This window comes from Methylobacterium sp. J-001 (genome assembly GCF_022829565.1).
Taxonomy (GTDB): domain Bacteria; phylum Pseudomonadota; class Alphaproteobacteria; order Rhizobiales; family Beijerinckiaceae; genus Methylobacterium.
Genome location: NZ_JAKSYN010000196.1, coordinates 91,163 through 106,070 on the forward strand (window position 1 = coordinate 91,163; position 14,908 = coordinate 106,070).

A 14,908-nucleotide genomic window follows, 5' to 3' on the forward strand; every position below is an offset into this window, starting at 1 on the left:
GCGGGCTCAATCGGCTGCGTCGAAGCGGCTGCGGAAGAACACCTCGCGGCCGGCCCCGTCGATCACCCGCACGGCCTGGGCCGGCTCGCCGGAGCGCTGGGGGACCCGGGCGCGGGCGAACAGGCGCAAGGCCCGCTCCTGGGCGGTCTCCAGGCTGCCGACGCGCACCGAGATCCGCGTCTGGACCTCGTCCGCCTCGGGACCGAGGACTTCGATATGGAAGGTCTCGCGCAACGGCACCTGCCTGATCTCACGAATGCCCGCTGCCGGAAGGATCCCGGTTCGGCGCGGGCTGAACCCGTCTCAAGAGACGACCTTGGAACCAAGTCCAATTGCAACGCGATCGCGGGCGGCTCTAAGAGGGACGCCCCTGACATAGGGGAGATTGTTCGAGGAGTCCCGTGGACCCGCTGAAGGCTGCCGCCGCGACTGCCGTCTGCCTCGTCCTGTTCTGGCTGGCCTTCCGGCTGACCCGCCGCCTCGTCGACATGGCCATCGCGTGGGGCTACGCCGAGGAGCGTCGGCGGCTGGCGGAAGAGGAGGCTCAAGCTGCCTCGGGCGCCGAGCCGCACGCTGCGGCCAACGGCGGCAGCACGATGGGCTTGGCGGGGAACGGCGACCCATCGACGACCTCCGCGATCGGCATCGTGCAGGGCGCGTCTGCGAAATAGGGGCGGTCGAGATCCAGCCGTTGCGAGGGCGGGCACTTGTCCGCCCCGCCTCCGTCGAAGAAGGCGCACGCGAAGGGCGCGCGTTCCCCTGGAGATCGGCCCCCGCTTAAGCGGGCTGGCCGCCATCCGATGCGAACCCACCGGTCTGCCGCAGGGCCTCGCCGGCGATCATCGCGGCCGCGACCGCGACGTTGAGCGAACGCAGGCCCGGCCGGATCGGCACAACCACCCGCGCATCGGCTGCCGCGTGGACCACATCGGGCACGCCGGCCGATTCGCGCCCGACCATAACGCAATCGTCCGGACCGAACACGAAATCCGTATGGGGCAGGGCGCCCGTCGTGGTGGCGAGCACGAGCCGCAGGCCGGCCTCGGCCCGCCACGCCTCGAAGGCCGAAAACGAGCGGTGCCGGGTGATCGCCACGTGGTCGAGATAATCGAGCCCCGAGCGGCGCAGGTGCCGGTCCGAGACGTCGAAGCCCGCCGGCTCCACGATCTCGACCGCGAGCCCGAGGCAGGCGGCCATCCGCAGCATCGTGCCGGTGTTCTGGGGAATGTCGGGTTGGTAGAGGACGAGGCGGAGCATGGGGCCAGGCTTGTGATGGGCCGGCGCCGCGCCGTCAAAGCGCCGCGCTCCCGATCCGGGCTACGGCAGGCCAGCCAGCTGGTTGATGGACAGGAGCATCGTCCCGAACAGCGTCAGGATGAGGCCGATCACGCGGTTGAACAGGATCTGGCGGCGCAGGACGTAGTCGCGCACGCCCGGCTTCGAGAGATACGACGAGACGAGGGCGAACCACGCGAGGTGGGACAGGGAGATGAACAGGCCCCAGGCGACCTGCTGCTGCAATGCGGCGTCCGGACCCAGCGCCTGGCTGTAGAGGCTGATCACGAAGACCGAGGTCTTGGGATTGAGCCCGTTGGTGAGCAGGCCGGTGACGACGCCGCGCGCGCTGAAGGCTGCGGGCGGTCCGGCCGCCTCCGGCTCGGCCAACCGGCGGCGCAACACCATCGAGACGCCTATGCCGATGAGATACGCGGCGCCCAGGATCCTGATGAGGCCGAAGGCGTGGGGAATCGTGCGCTCGATCAGCGCGATCCCGACGATCGCGTAGGCGACGTGGAACCAGCATGCGATCGCGATCCCGGTGCTGACCGCGAAGCCCGCCTGCCGGCCGTAGAGGCAGCTGTTGCGCGACACCATGGCGAAGTCGGCGCCGGGGCTCAGCACGGCCAGCCAGACGACGGGAACGATCAGAGCGGCCTGCTCCATGGCGGATTCCTCAAGGCTTGCGAACCCGGCCGCGCGTCGTCGCCGACGCACCGGGCCGCGGTGTCGCTGATGTCGGTATGAGGCCTCGGTATGCCGCGGCCCAGCGCATGGAAGCACAGGCGGACGGGCGAAAAAATCGAGTTGCTCTCACCGGGATGCGTGAGGAAAACTCACCGGATGAGCGCCCCGGACCCCATGCGCGAACGCCTGCCGCAACTCGGCGCATTGCGGGTCTTCGAATCGGCAGCCCGGCACGGGAGCCTGACCCGGGCCGCGGAGGAGCTTCACGTCACCCACGGCGCCGTCAGCAAGCAGATCAAGAACCTCGAGGCGGATCTCGGCGCGGCGCTGTTCGTGCGCCGCAACCGGGGGGTGTTCCTGACGGAGCCGGGCCGCGCGCTGGCCGCCAGGCTCCGGGGCATCTTCGGCGATCTGGAAGACGCGCTCGCCGATTTCCGCACTGAGGGATCCGGGCAGCCGCTGGTCGTCTCCTGCGAGCCGACCCTGTGCCTGAAATTCCTGATCCCGAGCCTCGGCGCGTTCCAGCAGGAAACCGGGATCGAGGTCCGGGTGCTGGCGGCCGGCGGGCGCATCGATGTCCGGCGGGACCATGTCGACCTCGCCATCCGCCGGAACGATTTTTCGATCGACGGCGCGCTCCATGCCCGAGTGATCTGCGACGAGGCGATGGGGCCGGTCTGCGCCCCGGAGGTGCTCGCCCGGTTCGAGGCGGAGATGCGCCGATTCCCGCTTCCGGCGCTCCACACCCGCAGCCGGCCCGATTCCTGGGCGGCCTGGAAGCGCCTGAACCGCCCGGCGATCGCCTGCACGGCGGACAGGACCTACGAGCATTTCTACCTGGCGATCGAGGCGGCCCTGGCCGGGCAGGGCGTCGCCCTGGCATCGATCCACATGGTCGAGCGGGATGTGTCGGCCGGGCGCCTGTGCAGTCCGCACGGCTTCTGGCCCGACGGGACCCAGTACGTCGCCCTCACGGCCCATCCGATCGAGGATGACGCGCGGGCGAGCCGCTTCGTGGACTGGCTCTCCGCGCGTATGAACGCGACCCTCACGGCTGCGCTGCCGTCACTCGGCGCGTCCGGGGCCGCGGTCGCTCAGCCGGCAAAGGGGCGGGCAATCCACGGGGCGCGATGAGGATCGGCGGAACTTACGCTGCGCCAAAGGTTTAAGGCGGCGCACCCTCGTACGCGGCCCTTCGTCCGAAAGTCCTGACCCGATGCGCATCCCGCTCCTCGCCTCGGCCCTCCTGCTGGCCGGACTCGCAACCGCCGGGGCGCAGACGGCCAGCCCGACGCCGAATGCCGGTGCGCCCGCCGCGCCGGTCGCCGGTCAGCCCGCCACCATGGCCGACAACCTGCGCCCGACCTTCGTGGCTCAGACCCCGGACGACATGGTCGCCAGCAAGCTGATCGGCGCCAACGTCACCAACGCCGCCAACGACACGATCGGTCAGATCGCCGATTTCGTCCTCGACCAGAAGGGCAGCGTGAAGGCCTGGATCATCGGTGTCGGCGGCTTCCTGGGGATCGGCTCGAAATACGTGGCGGTTGACCCGTCGGTGATGAAGCTCGACCGGACCGACGACAAGACGCTCCAGGCGCGTATCGACACGACCAAGGATCAGCTCAAGGCGGCACCGGAATACATCTATCTCGGCAAGGAGCCGCCGAAGGGCGCCACGGCCGCCCCGCCCGCCGGAGAGCCCGCCGCCAAGCCCTGATCGCCGACTATGGGCAGGCCGGCGGCATAGCGCCGGCTTGCCTCCCCGCGCGGTTCCGTGCTGTTCCAACGGCCATACCGTGGTCGGAACCGACAGCATGCGCCGCGCCCTGATCCCGCTCCTCGCCTTCTGCCTCGGCCTCGTCGGCCTGACTGGGGCAGCGGTGTTCGCGTTCATGCCGGACCGGGCGCCGGTGGGCGTGCCCGGGGTCGGCGGCCCGTTCACGCTGGTCGATCAGAACGGGCGCACCGTCACCGAGCGGGATTTCGCCGGCGCCCCGCACCTCGTGTTCTTCGGCTTCACCCATTGCCCGGACGTGTGCCCGACGACGCTGCAGCAGGTCTCGGACGTGCTCGCCGCCCTCGGGCCGAAGGCTGCGCGCATGCGCGTTGCCTTCGTCACCGTGGATCCCGAGCGCGATGACCCGGCGAGTCTGAAGACCTACCTGTCGAGCTTCGATCCGCGCATCACCGGCCTCACCGGAAGCCCCGAGCAGATCGTCGCCACCGAGAAGGCGTACCGCGCCTATGCGCGTAAGGTGCCCGGCAAGGACGGGGATTACACTATGGAGCACACGGCGATCGTCTACGTGATGGACGCGCAGAACCGCTTTCTGGGCGCCCTGGACCTGTCCCGTCCGGCTGAGGAGACCGCGGCCCAGCTGGCGAAGAAGATCTGAGCTGGTCCCAGGAAAACCCTACAGCGTCATCCCGGCATGGAAGCGGTCGGGGGAGAGCGGGAGCAGGAACTGCACGCCGAAACCGCCATCGAAGTAGCGGACCAGCCGTCCAGGGGTGCTGCCCACCGTCACGGACGCCCCGAGATGCAGCGTCGCCGAACTGGCGATCGCCACGCCCGACATCGAGATATCGATGAGCCGGGCCTGGATCTCCCGCCCGCTCTCGACCCGCAGCGTCACTGCCGTATGCGTCGGGACAAGGCGCTCGTGGGAGCGCCCCTCGGGCAGGCCCAGTATCTCCCGGTTGGCGAGCCAGGTGAGCTGGGACGCGATCTTATCCCGCTTGCGGGGCGTCGCGTTGAGCTGGACCGCGAAGCCGCCGGCACTGTGGCGCACGATGACGCCTTCGATCCGGCCGATATGCTCCAGGTAGAGCACCACGCGCTCGCCGATCTCGCCCACCACGGCGCAGGTCAGCCGGACGCCGCCCGGCGACATGTCCACGGTCTGGCAGGGATATTCCCGGCGGTTGGCCAGCATGTAGCGGCCGAGCACGGAGACCCGCACGCGCTGGTGGCGGCGCTGGTCGGCGGCGTCGCGCCCGCGGCTGACGTGGCGGCCCGCATCCGTTCCGGCGGTGGCGTCGACCGCGATCATACCGAGATGGGCTCCGCGCCGCGACAATCGTTATCGCAGGCTAGACGCGGACTGTTACGAAAGTCTTTTCTCCGATTCAGCAATATCCACTGCAGGGTGGATTTTTCTGTCCTGCGCGGTGGTACGATTCGGCTTGGCCTGTACAGGCCCCTATTTGCGCCGAACGCATTCGATATCTCGCCGAAAAATTGATGTTGAATATATCGAATTCAGATTTTGTCTCACGGTATCAGGCGCGCCCGCCGGCATGGACGAGAAGATGTCCCCGGCGCACCGGGCCAGGGAAGCCGGCCGGACCCCGCAGTGCCGGTCGCGCCGGCGGAGCGGCCTCCATCCTGCGGCCGGGCAGGATGCGCAGGGAGGTGGTCTCCGCCTGAACCAGCGGGCGCAGGCCGATCCAGTGCGGCGTGCTGTCGAGGCTCAGGGTCCCGAGAGCCCGGACCTGCATGCGCCCGCGATGGCGCAGGGGCAGGAGCAGCAGCTCGAGGTCCACAGCCTCGCCGGCCGTGTTCACGCCGCGCAGGCCCGCCACCACGCCGAGGGTGTCGCTGGCGACGATGTCGACGATGCGCCAAGGGTCGGGCGCGTCCGAGCCCCATAGGCTGGCGAAGTCCGTGCCCTTCAGCTCCCGGCCGTAGAGGGCGCAGACCCGCGTACCGGCCAGTCGGATCGTGGCTGCGCGCGTGGCCATGTCGAGTTCCAGGATCAGGCTGTCGGCCAGCAGATGCCGGATCTCGCCCGGCTCGATCTCGGCACGCTCGGGCGCGGCGCGCTCACCGCGCAGGCGCTCCCAATAGGCATGGAGCATGCGGCTCGTGGGATGTTTCATCGGAGTCCCGGATCGATACGCCTGTTGTCCGTCCCTGGATCGGTTTGGCACATCCGCGTGGAACGAGCCGGAGATCCAGGGCGATCTCGGGCTTCCAGCGCATTCGCCGTGCCGCCCGGCTCAGGATTCTGCCGGGATCGAACGCGGCGCGATGCCGGGGGGCCTGGAGCGGGTCCTACGGGGGCGGTGATCAAGGCGATGGTCGACCGCCCTCAATGCCGCGATGAAACCCAAACATCGCCCGAAAAGGCTTCAATACGTCGCCGGGACTTGCCCGAACCCCTGTCGCCCCGACATGGTGCCGGGATGGACGCCTCCCCTGAATTCCCGCGCCAGAGCCGCGTGCCCGTGTTCAACATGCCGGGGGTGGTGACGCTCTCGATCGGATTGCTGATGGCGATCCAGGCGGTGCGTGAGTTCCTGCTATCGGACATGTTCGACATCCGGGTCGTCCTCGACCTGGCGCTGGTGCCCGCCCGCTGGACCGTGTGGTTCGATCCCGGGAAGGCCGCCGATGTGATCCAGGCGGCGGCCGGAATCGGCGATCCGGACATGGAGGCGGCCCGCGAGGCCTTCGCCCGCTACATCACCTCCGAGCATGCGCTGCTGCCTTGGACGCTGGGCACCTACGCCCTGCTGCACGGCTCCTGGATGCACGTGATCTTCAACAGCGTCTGGCTGGCCGCCTTCGGGTCGCCGGTGGCCCGGCGCTGTGGCGCCTGGCGGTACTTCCTGATCGCCCTCGCCGGAACGGTGGCCGGCGGCGTGCTGCACGTGCTGATCGATCCCCTCAGTGCGGGGCCGCTGGTCGGCGCCTCTGCGGGGATCTCGGCCCTGATGGCGGCGGCTGCCCGCTTCGTGTTCCAGCCGCCTGCCTCCGGGTATGCCGGACCGGCCTGGCAACTGCCGCCGCACCGGCCGGCCGAGACGATTCCCGAACTCCTGCACAATCGGACCGCGGTGGCCTTCCTGGCGATCTGGCTCGTCACCAACCTGCTGTTCGGGCTCGTGAGCGTGCCGCTCGTGGGCGAGAACGCCGCGATCGCGTGGGACGCGCATCTGGGCGGCTTCATCGCGGGCTTCCTGCTGTTCCCGCTGCTCGATCGGCGCGAGACGGCCCCCTCCTAAGCACCTTGCCAACGCGGCGGTTCGGTCACACACTCACCAACATGTGAACGAGCCGGGGCCAACCCGGACGACAGCGTATCGATGGCGCCGCGGCTGACGGCGCCCAGGCCGCGTCACAGGGAGAGAGCCATGACCGTCGCACGCATCCTCGCCGAGAAGGGGAGCTCCGTCGTCACCGTGAGCCCCGACAAGACTCTCGAGGAGGTGATCCAGATCCTGGCCGAGAAGCGGATCGGCGCGCTCGTGGTCGCCCATTCCAACGGGGCGGTGGCCGGCATCATCTCGGAGCGCGACATCATGCGGGCCCTGGCCCGTCACGGGGGCGCGACCTTCGACGCCCCCGTCTCGGACCACATGACCACCCAGGTCACGACCTGCGGCCGGAGCAGCACCATCGAGGAGGTGATGGGCCTGATGACCGAAGGGCGCTTCCGTCACGTCCCGGTCTGCGAGGACGGCCGCCTCATCGGCCTGGTCTCGATCGGCGACGTGGTGGCACGCCGCATCGCCACCGTGGTGGCCGAGCACCAAGCCCTGCGCGATTACATCACCATGGCGTAGGCCCTGCGACGGCCGGGCGTCGCCCTCACGCCTTCGCGGGGTCGAGGGTGACGTGCCAGAGGTCGGTATCGGCCGCGTCCTTGAGGGTCACGGTCATCTGCTCGGTGGCGCCGTCCACCGCGACGTGGCCGAAGAACTGGTAGCCGGCGGCCGGGGACAGGTTCACCTGGCCCTTCTCGGGCGCCTTCACGTAGCGCAACTGCGGGCCGAACGTGTTGTCCAGCGCGTTGGGGCCGAAGGTGCCGGCGTGCAGCGGCCCGGAGACGAACTCCCAGAACGGGTCGAAATCCTGGAACTGCGCCTTGTTGGGGTCGTAGTAGTGGGCGGCCGTGTAATGCACGTCCGCGGTCAGCCAGACCGTGTTGCGGATCTTGGACTGCTTGATGAAGCGCAGCAGGTCGCCGATCTCGAGCTCGCGCCCGAGCGGCGGCCCGTCGCCCTGCGCCACTGCCTCCGAGCCGAAATCGCGGTCGACGTCGTAGGTCACCACGAGGCCGAGCGGCATGTCGGCGGCGATCACCTTCCAGGTCGCGCGCGATTCGGTGAGCGCCCGCTTCAGCCAGGCGATCTGCTGCGGCCCGAGGAAATAGGCGTCGGGGCCGTATTCCGTCTGCCGATTCTCGCCGTTCGGGCCCCGGTAGGAGCGCATGTCGAGCATGAACACGTCGACCAGGGGGCCGTAGGCGATCTTGCGGTAGACCCGGCCGGGCTCGGCCGGCTCGAAGCGCATCGGCATGTATTCGTGGAAGGCGCGGGCCGCGCGCAGCTGCATCGAAAGCACGTTCGGGTCGGCGTATTTCTTCTTCAGGTGCTCGGCCCGGGTGAGCGGCTCGCCCGGCCACCAGTTGTTGGTGACCTCGTGGTCGTCCCACTGGGCCAGGATCGGCACGGCGGCGTTCATCGCCAGCACGTTCCGGTCGGTGAGGTTGTACTTGTGGCGCCCGCGGAACTCGGCGAGCGTCTCGGCGGGCTTCGAGACCTCCTCGGTGACGCGGTTGCGCCAGAGGCTGCCGTCCGGGAGTTTCACCTCGGCCTGGATCGGCCCGTCGGCGTAGATCGTGTCGCCGGAATGGATGAAGAAGTCCGGCCGGTTCTTGAGGATGGCCGAGTAGATCGTCATGCCGCCGCGCGTCTCGTCGATGCCCCAGCCCTGGCCGACCGTGTCCCCCGACCAGCAGAACGAGACCGAGCGTTTGTCCGCCGGCGCGGTACGGAACCGGCCGACCTGCGCGGGGCCGACGATGGTCGGTGCGGCGACATCCTGGAGCCGGACCCGGTAGAACACGTCCTGCCCCGGCGGCAGCCCGGTCAGCGCCACCTTCACGGTGCCGTCGCTCTCGGGCAGCGCGTCCGCGAAGACGCCGCCGCGGATCTCGGCGAAGCTCTCGGTGGTCGCCCACTCGATGATCGCCCGGGCCGGCCGGTCCGAGCGCGCCCAGACCACGGCCGAATCCGTGCCGACATCGCCGGACTGGAGGCCGTGGCTCAGGAGTGGCCGGTCGGCGGCCCGGCTCAGGCCGGGACGGGCCAGGCCGGTGGCCATCCCGACGAGGCTCGCGCCTCCGGACAGGAGGATCTGACGGCGGCTCGTATACATTGGAAGCCCTCTAGGTCGATGAGGGCCCATCGCAACCGGCGGCGACAACCGCATGACGATCCTGGCGCGCCGCCGATCGACAGGACGTCGAGGGCGCGCGCCGCCGACGGGGATACCGGTTCGGCGCAAGCGAGCGCGTCGAACCCCGAATCTAGGCCCGCGCGGCGGCGCCGTTCACGACGGCGCGGATCCGGGGCAGGGCCGCCCGCGCCGCCCGGTAGCCGATATCGATCCCCTCGGCGGCCTTGTGGAAGTCGAACAGTCCGAAGCGGGCCACGTCCGGGCCGATGGCCACGTCCGGCGGGTCGCGCTCCAGCCGCGCCCGGGAGATCCGGTCCTGGGTGATGTTGAAGGCGCCGAGCACCACCCGGGCGATGCCCGGGACCGGGATCTCGGGCTCCTGGGGCTCGAAGCCCGGCAGGCGCTCGCGGATCACCTGGAGGAAGCGGCGGCGCGGGGCCGGCGTCGGCACCTCGTGCACCACCGGGCCGCCGGTATCGCCGTTGAGGTTGACGCAGATCACGAGGTCGGCCCCGAGCGTGCGGGCAAGCGCCACCGGCACCGGGTTGACCAGGGTCCCGTCCATCAGCACGCGGCCCTCGTGGGTCACCGGCGGAAACAGGCCCGGGATCGCGTAGGAGGCCCGCACGGCCTCCACGGTCGAGCCTTGGGTCAGGCTCACCTCCAGGCCGCTGCCGAACTCGGTAGCGACGCAGCCGAAGCGGATCGGCAGGCTCTCGATCGGGCGCGAGCCGAGATCGGCGAACAGCCGCCGACGCAGGCGGTTGCCGGCGATCAGCCCGGATCCGGGAAAGCGCGGATCGATCAGCCGGACCACCCGGCGCCGGGTGAGTTCCCGCGCGAAGCTCTCCAGGCGGTCTAGGCGCCCCGCAGCGTAGCAGGCGCCGACCACGGCTCCGATCGAGCAACCCGCCACCACGGTGGGATGGATGCCGCCTTCCTCGAGGGCGCGGATCACCCCGATATGGGCCCAGCCCCGGGCCGACCCGCCGCCGAGGGCCAGCCCGATCCGGGGACCGGCGTTGGGAAGGGTCCGGATCGGCTCGACGGTGCCGGGGAGGATGTACGGGATGGCCGGACACGCTTGCCACTGCAAGGCAAGGGACGAGCTCATGCCCCGGCAGCCTCCAGGGTGACGGCGCCATCCGCCCCGCGGACGACGCGGCGGTAGAAGCAAGCCCGGCGGCCCGTGTGGCAGCAGCCGCCGTCGCCGCCGACCTCCACGCGAATCAGGAGCGCGTCCTGGTCGCAATCGACCCGCATCTCGACCACGCGCTGGATCTGCCCGCTGGTCGCGCCCTTGTGCCAGAGTTCCTGCCGGGACCGCGACCAGTACCAGGCCTCCCCGGTGGCGATGGTCCGCGCCAGCGATTCGGCATTCATGTGGGCGAGCATCAGCACCCGCCCGTCCTGGGCGTCGACCGCGATGCAGGCGACCAGGCCGTCCCGGTCGAAGCGCGGGGTGAAGCCCGTGCCTTCCTCGACTTCGGCCCGGGTGCCGGGGGGATCAAACGCAGTGTCGCTTGCGGTCATGGCGGCAAACGCTAGTCCGGTGAAGCTTGAGTCGAGGCTATGGGGTGTAGGCTCATCGATGAAAGCCGCGTGACGGTCGCGGCCTGATCGGGCCATCCGGCCTGCAGTTACTTCGTGCCGCCGCGCACCAAGGTGAGGAAGCGCACCTGCTCGCTGGCGTCGTCCTTGAACACGCCGCGGAACTGGCTGGTGATGGTCGAGACGCCGGCCTTCTGCACGCCGCGCATCGCCATGCAGAGATGCTCGGCCTCCACCATCACGGCGACGCCGCGGGGCTTGAGGATGCTCTCGATCACGTCGGCGATCTGGGCGGTCATCGTCTCCTGCGTCTGCAGGCGGCGCGCGAAGGTGTCGACCACGCGGGCGAGCTTCGACAGCCCGACGACGCCGCGGGTCGGATAATAGGCGATGTGGGCGAGCCCCATGAACGGCACCATGTGGTGCTCGCAATGGGAGTAGAACGGGATGTCGCGCACCAACACGATATCCGAATAGCCTTCGACCTCCTCGAAGACGCGCGCCAGCAGGGCCTCGGCGTCCATCTCGTAGCCGCCGAACAGCTGTCCGAACGCCTTGGTAACCCGGGCCGGGGTGTCGCGCAGGCCCTCGCGGGTCGGATCGTCGCCGGCCCAGCGCAGGAGCGTGCGCACGGCGGCCTCGGCCTCGGCGCGGCTGGGACGGCCGGTCTCGATGCCCTCGGGCACGCGGGTGGCGGAGGCGGGCTCCGGCGCAATCTCGACCGCTGCGGGGCGGCCGTCATCGACCGGTCGGTTATCGTTGCGCATGCCCGTCAGACTCTGTCCCAGATCTCGCCCATCGACGCCGCCACGGTCCAGACCGTTGCCCTCGCCCCGGTAGGACAATGATTTAAGCGCGGCATCCATGGCATCTCCGGCCCGCGCCACACGGGACTTCATCGTGGTGCTATCAGGCTTGGCATACATCGTCGGATCGCGTCGGGCTGAGAGGGAGATCCCGGGCTCGAAGCAGGTTCGAGCCGGCGCCCCGGTTGGACTTGAGCCGTGGGAACTACCTTGGCCGTGGGCGCGACCCTGGTCGACGAACCGCCTCCTCGCGAAGCGACCGCTTGCGGCCTATATCATTGTTCGCGCGGCAACACGCAATGCACACGTCGCGCGGCAGAATCCCGATGGGCAAAAGCCGATCGGATGACGCACCCGGCCGAGGCCCCGATGCTCGACGACATCTATAACCGCCGTATCCTTGAACTGGCCGCCGACATCCCGCGGCTGGGACGCCTGGAGCAGCCCGACGCCAGCGCCACCGCGCATTCGCGCCTGTGCGGCTCCACCGTGACCGTCGACCTGGTGCTCGGCGCGGATGGCCGTGTGGCCGATTTCGCCCAGGAGGTCCGGGCCTGCGCCCTGGGTCAGGCCTCCTCGTCGCTGATGGGCCGGCACGTGGTCGGCGCCACCGAGGATGAATTGCGCAGCGTCCGGGAGACCATGCGGGCGATGCTCAAGGCCAACGGCCCGACCCCCGACGGGGCCTGGGCGGATCTCGCGGTCCTGGAGCCGGTGCGGGAGTTCAAGGCGCGCCACGCCTCGACGCTGCTGACCTTCGACGCGGTGGTCGATGCCCTCGACCAGATCGCGGCCAAGCGCCAAGTCCCTGCCAAGACGGCTGCCGCGTAGGGACCGATGGTCCGGCGCGCGGCGCATTGGGCGATTCGCGCCTACCAGCTCACCCTGTCGGGCCTGATCGGCCGTCAGTGCCGCCATTGGCCGAGTTGCTCCGCGTATACCGACCAGGCCATCGCCCAACACGGGCTCTGGCCGGGCGGCTGGATGGGCTTTGCCCGGATCTGCCGCTGCGGCCCGTTCGGCACACACGGCATCGATCTCGTGCCGGACCGGCTGCCGGCGGACGCAGCCTGGTACCGACCCTGGGCCTATGCCCGCTGGCGCGGTGTCGAGGCACCGCCATCGCCCTTCGAGTGCGAGGCCGTGGGGTCGGAGGATGCCGGGCCCGGGCGCTCGGCTTAGGGAGGCGGGACGCAGCGTTCCGACGCTCCTGACGACCGTGCGCGGCAGCCTCACAGGCCGCATCCGATCGGACGCGCTCTGGCAACCGATCACGCCCATTCCGGTTGTCCTTCCAGACAGCCCGGCACGATCGCGGCTGAGCGGCAATGCAGAGCGTGCGAACCATGTCCACCGAGTTCAAAGGCAAGACGCATATCGACATCTTCGACCGGGTGATGCGCGAAGAGTGGGCGCAGCGCTTCGGCGTGAGCGAGGAGCGGCTGCGCAAGGCCGTGACCATGGTGGGAAGCCGGATCACCAGCGTCGCCGCCTATCTCGACAAGCCGGCGTCCTGATGAAAGCCGAGGCGTCGGAATCCGGACCCGACGTACGGTCTTCCCTGGAGCCTGGCGCTCCGGGGAGCGGCCCGCGTCCGCCCCCGCATCGGTCCGAGGACAAGGTGGCGCCGGACGCGATCCCCTTCGAGCAAATCCGGGAACGGGCCTACGAATTATGGGAGCGCAACCACCGGCCCGAAGGGTTCGAGATCGAGTTCTGGCTGCTGGCCGAGCGGGAGCTGCGCAAAGAGCGTGACCGCAAGAGGGCCGATGAGGCACAGGCAAACCCAGCTACCGATCCAGGCAAACCCTGAAGGTCCTGACGGCTGGCTCAGCCCTTGCGTGATCCTGCGGCACGAAGGTGTCGACAGCACGAGGGCCGTGCAAGATGAGGCCAAGATCCGTTTCACACCGGTTTCGCCGTCCGGCGTGGCTGAAACGCCTTCCGCGTCCTGGAACGAACGGGAGCCTGGTGTGGATCCTCTCGCTCTGACCCGCCGGAGCCTCGCCGGGCTCGGACTCGGTGGGGCCGCCGCCGCCGCGGCGAGTGCGGGCGGTACACGGGCGCAGGCCGGGTCGAGCGGCTCGATCCCTGACGGTCGCCCCGGAGCGCTCGCCGTGGCACCGACCTCGCAGGACGGGCTCGGGCCCCGTCTGACCCTGCACGCGATCGACAATGCCCATGGCACCCCGGGCGCCGCTCTCGTCTGCGACCTGTCGATCCGCGAGGGCGACGTTTACCGGCCGATCAAGACGGTCATCACCCAGGCCAACGGCCGCCCGGCCGAACCGCTCTTAATCGACGATGCGCTGAAGCCCGGCCGTTACGAAGTGTTGCTGCATGTCGCGACGTATTTCGCGGCGCTCGGCGTGACGCTTCCGAGTCCGAATTTCTTGGATCGCGTGCCGATCCGCTTCCAGATCCGCGATGCGCGCCAGCGCTACCATCTGCCGGTGCTGTTCACGCCCTGGGGCTATTCCTACTATCGCGGCAGCTGAGCCCACCCACCCGGGATATTGCATCCATGGCCGGCATCTCGACCCATGTCCTCGATACCGATCGCGGCCGTCCCGCCGCCGGGGTGCGCATCGACCTCTCGGTCCTCGATGGCGAGACCTGGCGGCCGGTCAGAAGCGTGGTCACCAACGCGGATGGGCGCACGGACGCGCCGATTCTGCCGGCCGGCGAGGCCAGGACCGGTCAGTACGAGCTGGTCTTCCACGTCGGCGCGTATTTCCGGCAGCGCCCTGGTACCGACGAGGCCGACATCTTCATCGACGACCCGGTGGTGCGCTTTGCGATCTTCGACGCCAAGCAGCATTACCATGTGCCGATGCTGTGCGCGCCGGCGAGCTTCACCACCTATCGCGGCAGCTGAGGCCATGCTTGATCTCGCTGCAGTCAACCGGATGGAGCCGGAGGCCTTCGTGGCGCTGCTCGGCGGGGTGTTCGAGCATGCGCCCTGGATTGCCGAGGCGGCCTGCCCGCACCGGCCCTTCGCCACCGTCGGCGCCCTGCACGCCGCGATGATGCAGGCGGTGCGCGTCGCCCCGGCGGAGCGGCGCCGCGCCTTCCTCAACAACCACCCGGACCTCGCCGGCCCGGAGGCGCGGGCCCGCACCCTGACGTCGGATTCGGCCAGCGAGCAGGGCAGCGCCGGCCTCGACCGCATCACGGCGGACGAAGCCGCGGCTTTCGACCACCTGAACGCGGCCTATCGGGCGCGGTTCGGCTTTCCGTTCATCATCGCGGTGCGCGGGCGTGGGCGCGCCGAAATCCTGGTCGCCTTCGAAACGCGGCTCACCCGGGACCCGGCCGTCGAGGAGGCGACCGCCCTGGAGGAGGTCGCCCAGATCACCCGCATGCGCCTGGACGGGCTGGTCTCGGACTGAGC

22 protein-coding genes are annotated in these 14,908 nt (G+C 69.7%); 13 read left to right on the plus strand and 9 right to left on the minus strand.

The window, feature by feature from the left end:
• Positions 1-6: 6 nt before the first annotated feature.
• Complete coding sequence (locus MKK65_RS23435; protein WP_058191603.1) at positions 7-234, minus strand: hypothetical protein; 228 nt, start codon at positions 232-234, stop codon at positions 7-9.
• A 167-nt stretch (positions 235-401) separates the two neighbouring features.
• On the opposite strand from MKK65_RS23435, the gene MKK65_RS23440 reads away from it, so the two are divergent.
• The gene (locus tag MKK65_RS23440) at positions 402-671 is read left to right on the plus strand and encodes a hypothetical protein (protein ID WP_243960409.1); all 270 of its coding nucleotides are present in this window, start codon (positions 402-404) and stop codon (positions 669-671) included.
• A 106-nt stretch (positions 672-777) separates the two neighbouring features.
• Here the strand turns inward: MKK65_RS23440 and MKK65_RS23445 are convergent, their stop codons facing one another.
• Together MKK65_RS23445 and MKK65_RS23450 are read right to left on the minus strand one after the other, a co-directional pair.
• Positions 778-1,257, minus strand: coding sequence for a tRNA (cytidine(34)-2'-O)-methyltransferase (locus MKK65_RS23445; protein ID WP_058191557.1), 480 nt, complete (start codon positions 1,255-1,257; stop codon positions 778-780).
• Between the two features lie 60 nt (positions 1,258-1,317).
• Complete coding sequence (locus MKK65_RS23450) at positions 1,318-1,944, minus strand: LysE family transporter (RefSeq protein WP_243960410.1); 627 nt, start codon at positions 1,942-1,944, stop codon at positions 1,318-1,320.
• A gap of 177 nt (positions 1,945-2,121) precedes the next feature.
• Between MKK65_RS23450 and MKK65_RS23455 the strand changes: the two genes are divergently transcribed.
• From MKK65_RS23455 to MKK65_RS23465, 3 genes are all read left to right on the plus strand, one after another.
• Positions 2,122-3,099, plus strand: a complete 978-nt coding sequence (locus tag MKK65_RS23455; protein ID WP_243960411.1) for a LysR family transcriptional regulator — start codon at positions 2,122-2,124, stop codon at positions 3,097-3,099.
• 82 nt (positions 3,100-3,181) lie between these two features.
• Positions 3,182-3,685, plus strand: coding sequence for a PRC-barrel domain-containing protein (locus MKK65_RS23460; RefSeq protein ID WP_243960412.1), 504 nt, complete (start codon positions 3,182-3,184; stop codon positions 3,683-3,685).
• Positions 3,686-3,782: 97 nt separating this feature from the next.
• Positions 3,783-4,364, plus strand: coding sequence for an SCO family protein (locus MKK65_RS23465; RefSeq protein WP_243960413.1), 582 nt, complete (start codon positions 3,783-3,785; stop codon positions 4,362-4,364).
• 18 nt (positions 4,365-4,382) lie between these two features.
• Here the strand turns inward: MKK65_RS23465 and MKK65_RS23470 are convergent, their stop codons facing one another.
• The gene (locus MKK65_RS23470; protein WP_243960414.1) at positions 4,383-5,021 is read right to left on the minus strand and encodes a PilZ domain-containing protein; all 639 of its coding nucleotides are present in this window, start codon (positions 5,019-5,021) and stop codon (positions 4,383-4,385) included.
• Positions 5,022-5,250: 229 nt separating this feature from the next.
• Positions 5,251-5,850 (minus strand): PAS domain-containing protein, encoded by a 600-nt coding sequence (locus MKK65_RS23475; protein ID WP_243960415.1) that lies wholly within the window; start codon positions 5,848-5,850, stop codon positions 5,251-5,253.
• Between the two features lie 306 nt (positions 5,851-6,156).
• Between MKK65_RS23475 and MKK65_RS23480 the strand changes: the two genes are divergently transcribed.
• Both MKK65_RS23480 and MKK65_RS23485 read left to right on the plus strand, forming a co-directional pair.
• Positions 6,157-6,978, plus strand: coding sequence for a rhomboid family intramembrane serine protease (locus MKK65_RS23480; protein ID WP_243960416.1), 822 nt, complete (start codon positions 6,157-6,159; stop codon positions 6,976-6,978).
• Between the two features lie 129 nt (positions 6,979-7,107).
• Positions 7,108-7,539 carry a CBS domain-containing protein gene (locus MKK65_RS23485; RefSeq protein ID WP_058191549.1) on the plus strand — a complete coding sequence of 144 codons (432 nt, stop codon included), beginning with the start codon at positions 7,108-7,110 and terminating at the stop codon, positions 7,537-7,539.
• 25 nt (positions 7,540-7,564) lie between these two features.
• Here the strand turns inward: MKK65_RS23485 and MKK65_RS23490 are convergent, their stop codons facing one another.
• The 4 genes from MKK65_RS23490 to folE form a co-directional block, all read right to left on the minus strand.
• Positions 7,565-9,136 (minus strand): alkaline phosphatase D family protein, encoded by a 1,572-nt coding sequence (locus tag MKK65_RS23490; protein ID WP_243960417.1) that lies wholly within the window; start codon positions 9,134-9,136, stop codon positions 7,565-7,567.
• 151 nt (positions 9,137-9,287) lie between these two features.
• Entirely contained in the window at positions 9,288-10,271 is a 984-nt protein-coding gene (locus MKK65_RS23495) for a patatin-like phospholipase family protein (RefSeq protein ID WP_243960418.1), read from the minus strand.
• Positions 10,268-10,690 (minus strand): phosphoribosyl-AMP cyclohydrolase, encoded by a 423-nt coding sequence (gene hisI, locus MKK65_RS23500; RefSeq protein ID WP_058191547.1) that lies wholly within the window; start codon positions 10,688-10,690, stop codon positions 10,268-10,270. Before hisI ends, MKK65_RS23495 begins: the two co-directional genes overlap by 4 nt.
• Positions 10,691-10,797: 107 nt before the next feature.
• Positions 10,798-11,634, minus strand: coding sequence for a GTP cyclohydrolase I FolE (folE, locus tag MKK65_RS23505; protein WP_058191546.1), 837 nt, complete (start codon positions 11,632-11,634; stop codon positions 10,798-10,800).
• Between the two features lie 249 nt (positions 11,635-11,883).
• Here folE and MKK65_RS23510 point away from each other — a divergent pair, with 249 nt between their 5' ends.
• The 7 genes from MKK65_RS23510 to uraD all read left to right on the plus strand — a co-directional run bounded on the left by MKK65_RS23510 (position 11,884) and on the right by uraD (position 14,906).
• Entirely contained in the window at positions 11,884-12,345 is a 462-nt protein-coding gene (locus MKK65_RS23510; RefSeq protein ID WP_058191601.1) for an iron-sulfur cluster assembly scaffold protein, read from the plus strand.
• 6 nt (positions 12,346-12,351) lie between these two features.
• Positions 12,352-12,696, plus strand: a complete 345-nt coding sequence (gene yidD / locus MKK65_RS23515; RefSeq protein ID WP_243960419.1) for a membrane protein insertion efficiency factor YidD — start codon at positions 12,352-12,354, stop codon at positions 12,694-12,696.
• A 164-nt stretch (positions 12,697-12,860) separates the two neighbouring features.
• Positions 12,861-13,031, plus strand: coding sequence for a DUF3606 domain-containing protein (locus MKK65_RS23520; RefSeq protein WP_082643189.1), 171 nt, complete (start codon positions 12,861-12,863; stop codon positions 13,029-13,031).
• Positions 13,032-13,135: 104 nt separating this feature from the next.
• A complete protein-coding gene (locus MKK65_RS23525; RefSeq protein ID WP_243960420.1) occupies positions 13,136-13,327 on the plus strand; it encodes a DUF2934 domain-containing protein in 192 nt (63 codons plus the stop codon).
• Positions 13,328-13,487: 160 nt separating this feature from the next.
• Positions 13,488-14,012 carry a hydroxyisourate hydrolase gene (uraH, locus tag MKK65_RS23530; RefSeq protein WP_243960421.1) on the plus strand — a complete coding sequence of 175 codons (525 nt, stop codon included), beginning with the start codon at positions 13,488-13,490 and terminating at the stop codon, positions 14,010-14,012.
• A 26-nt stretch (positions 14,013-14,038) separates the two neighbouring features.
• On the plus strand, positions 14,039-14,392 hold the full coding sequence (gene uraH / locus MKK65_RS23535; protein WP_243960422.1) for a hydroxyisourate hydrolase: 354 nt from the start codon (positions 14,039-14,041) through the stop codon (positions 14,390-14,392).
• 4 nt (positions 14,393-14,396) lie between these two features.
• Entirely contained in the window at positions 14,397-14,906 is a 510-nt protein-coding gene (uraD, locus tag MKK65_RS23540) for a 2-oxo-4-hydroxy-4-carboxy-5-ureidoimidazoline decarboxylase (protein ID WP_243960423.1), read from the plus strand.
• Positions 14,907-14,908 lie beyond the last annotated feature (2 nt).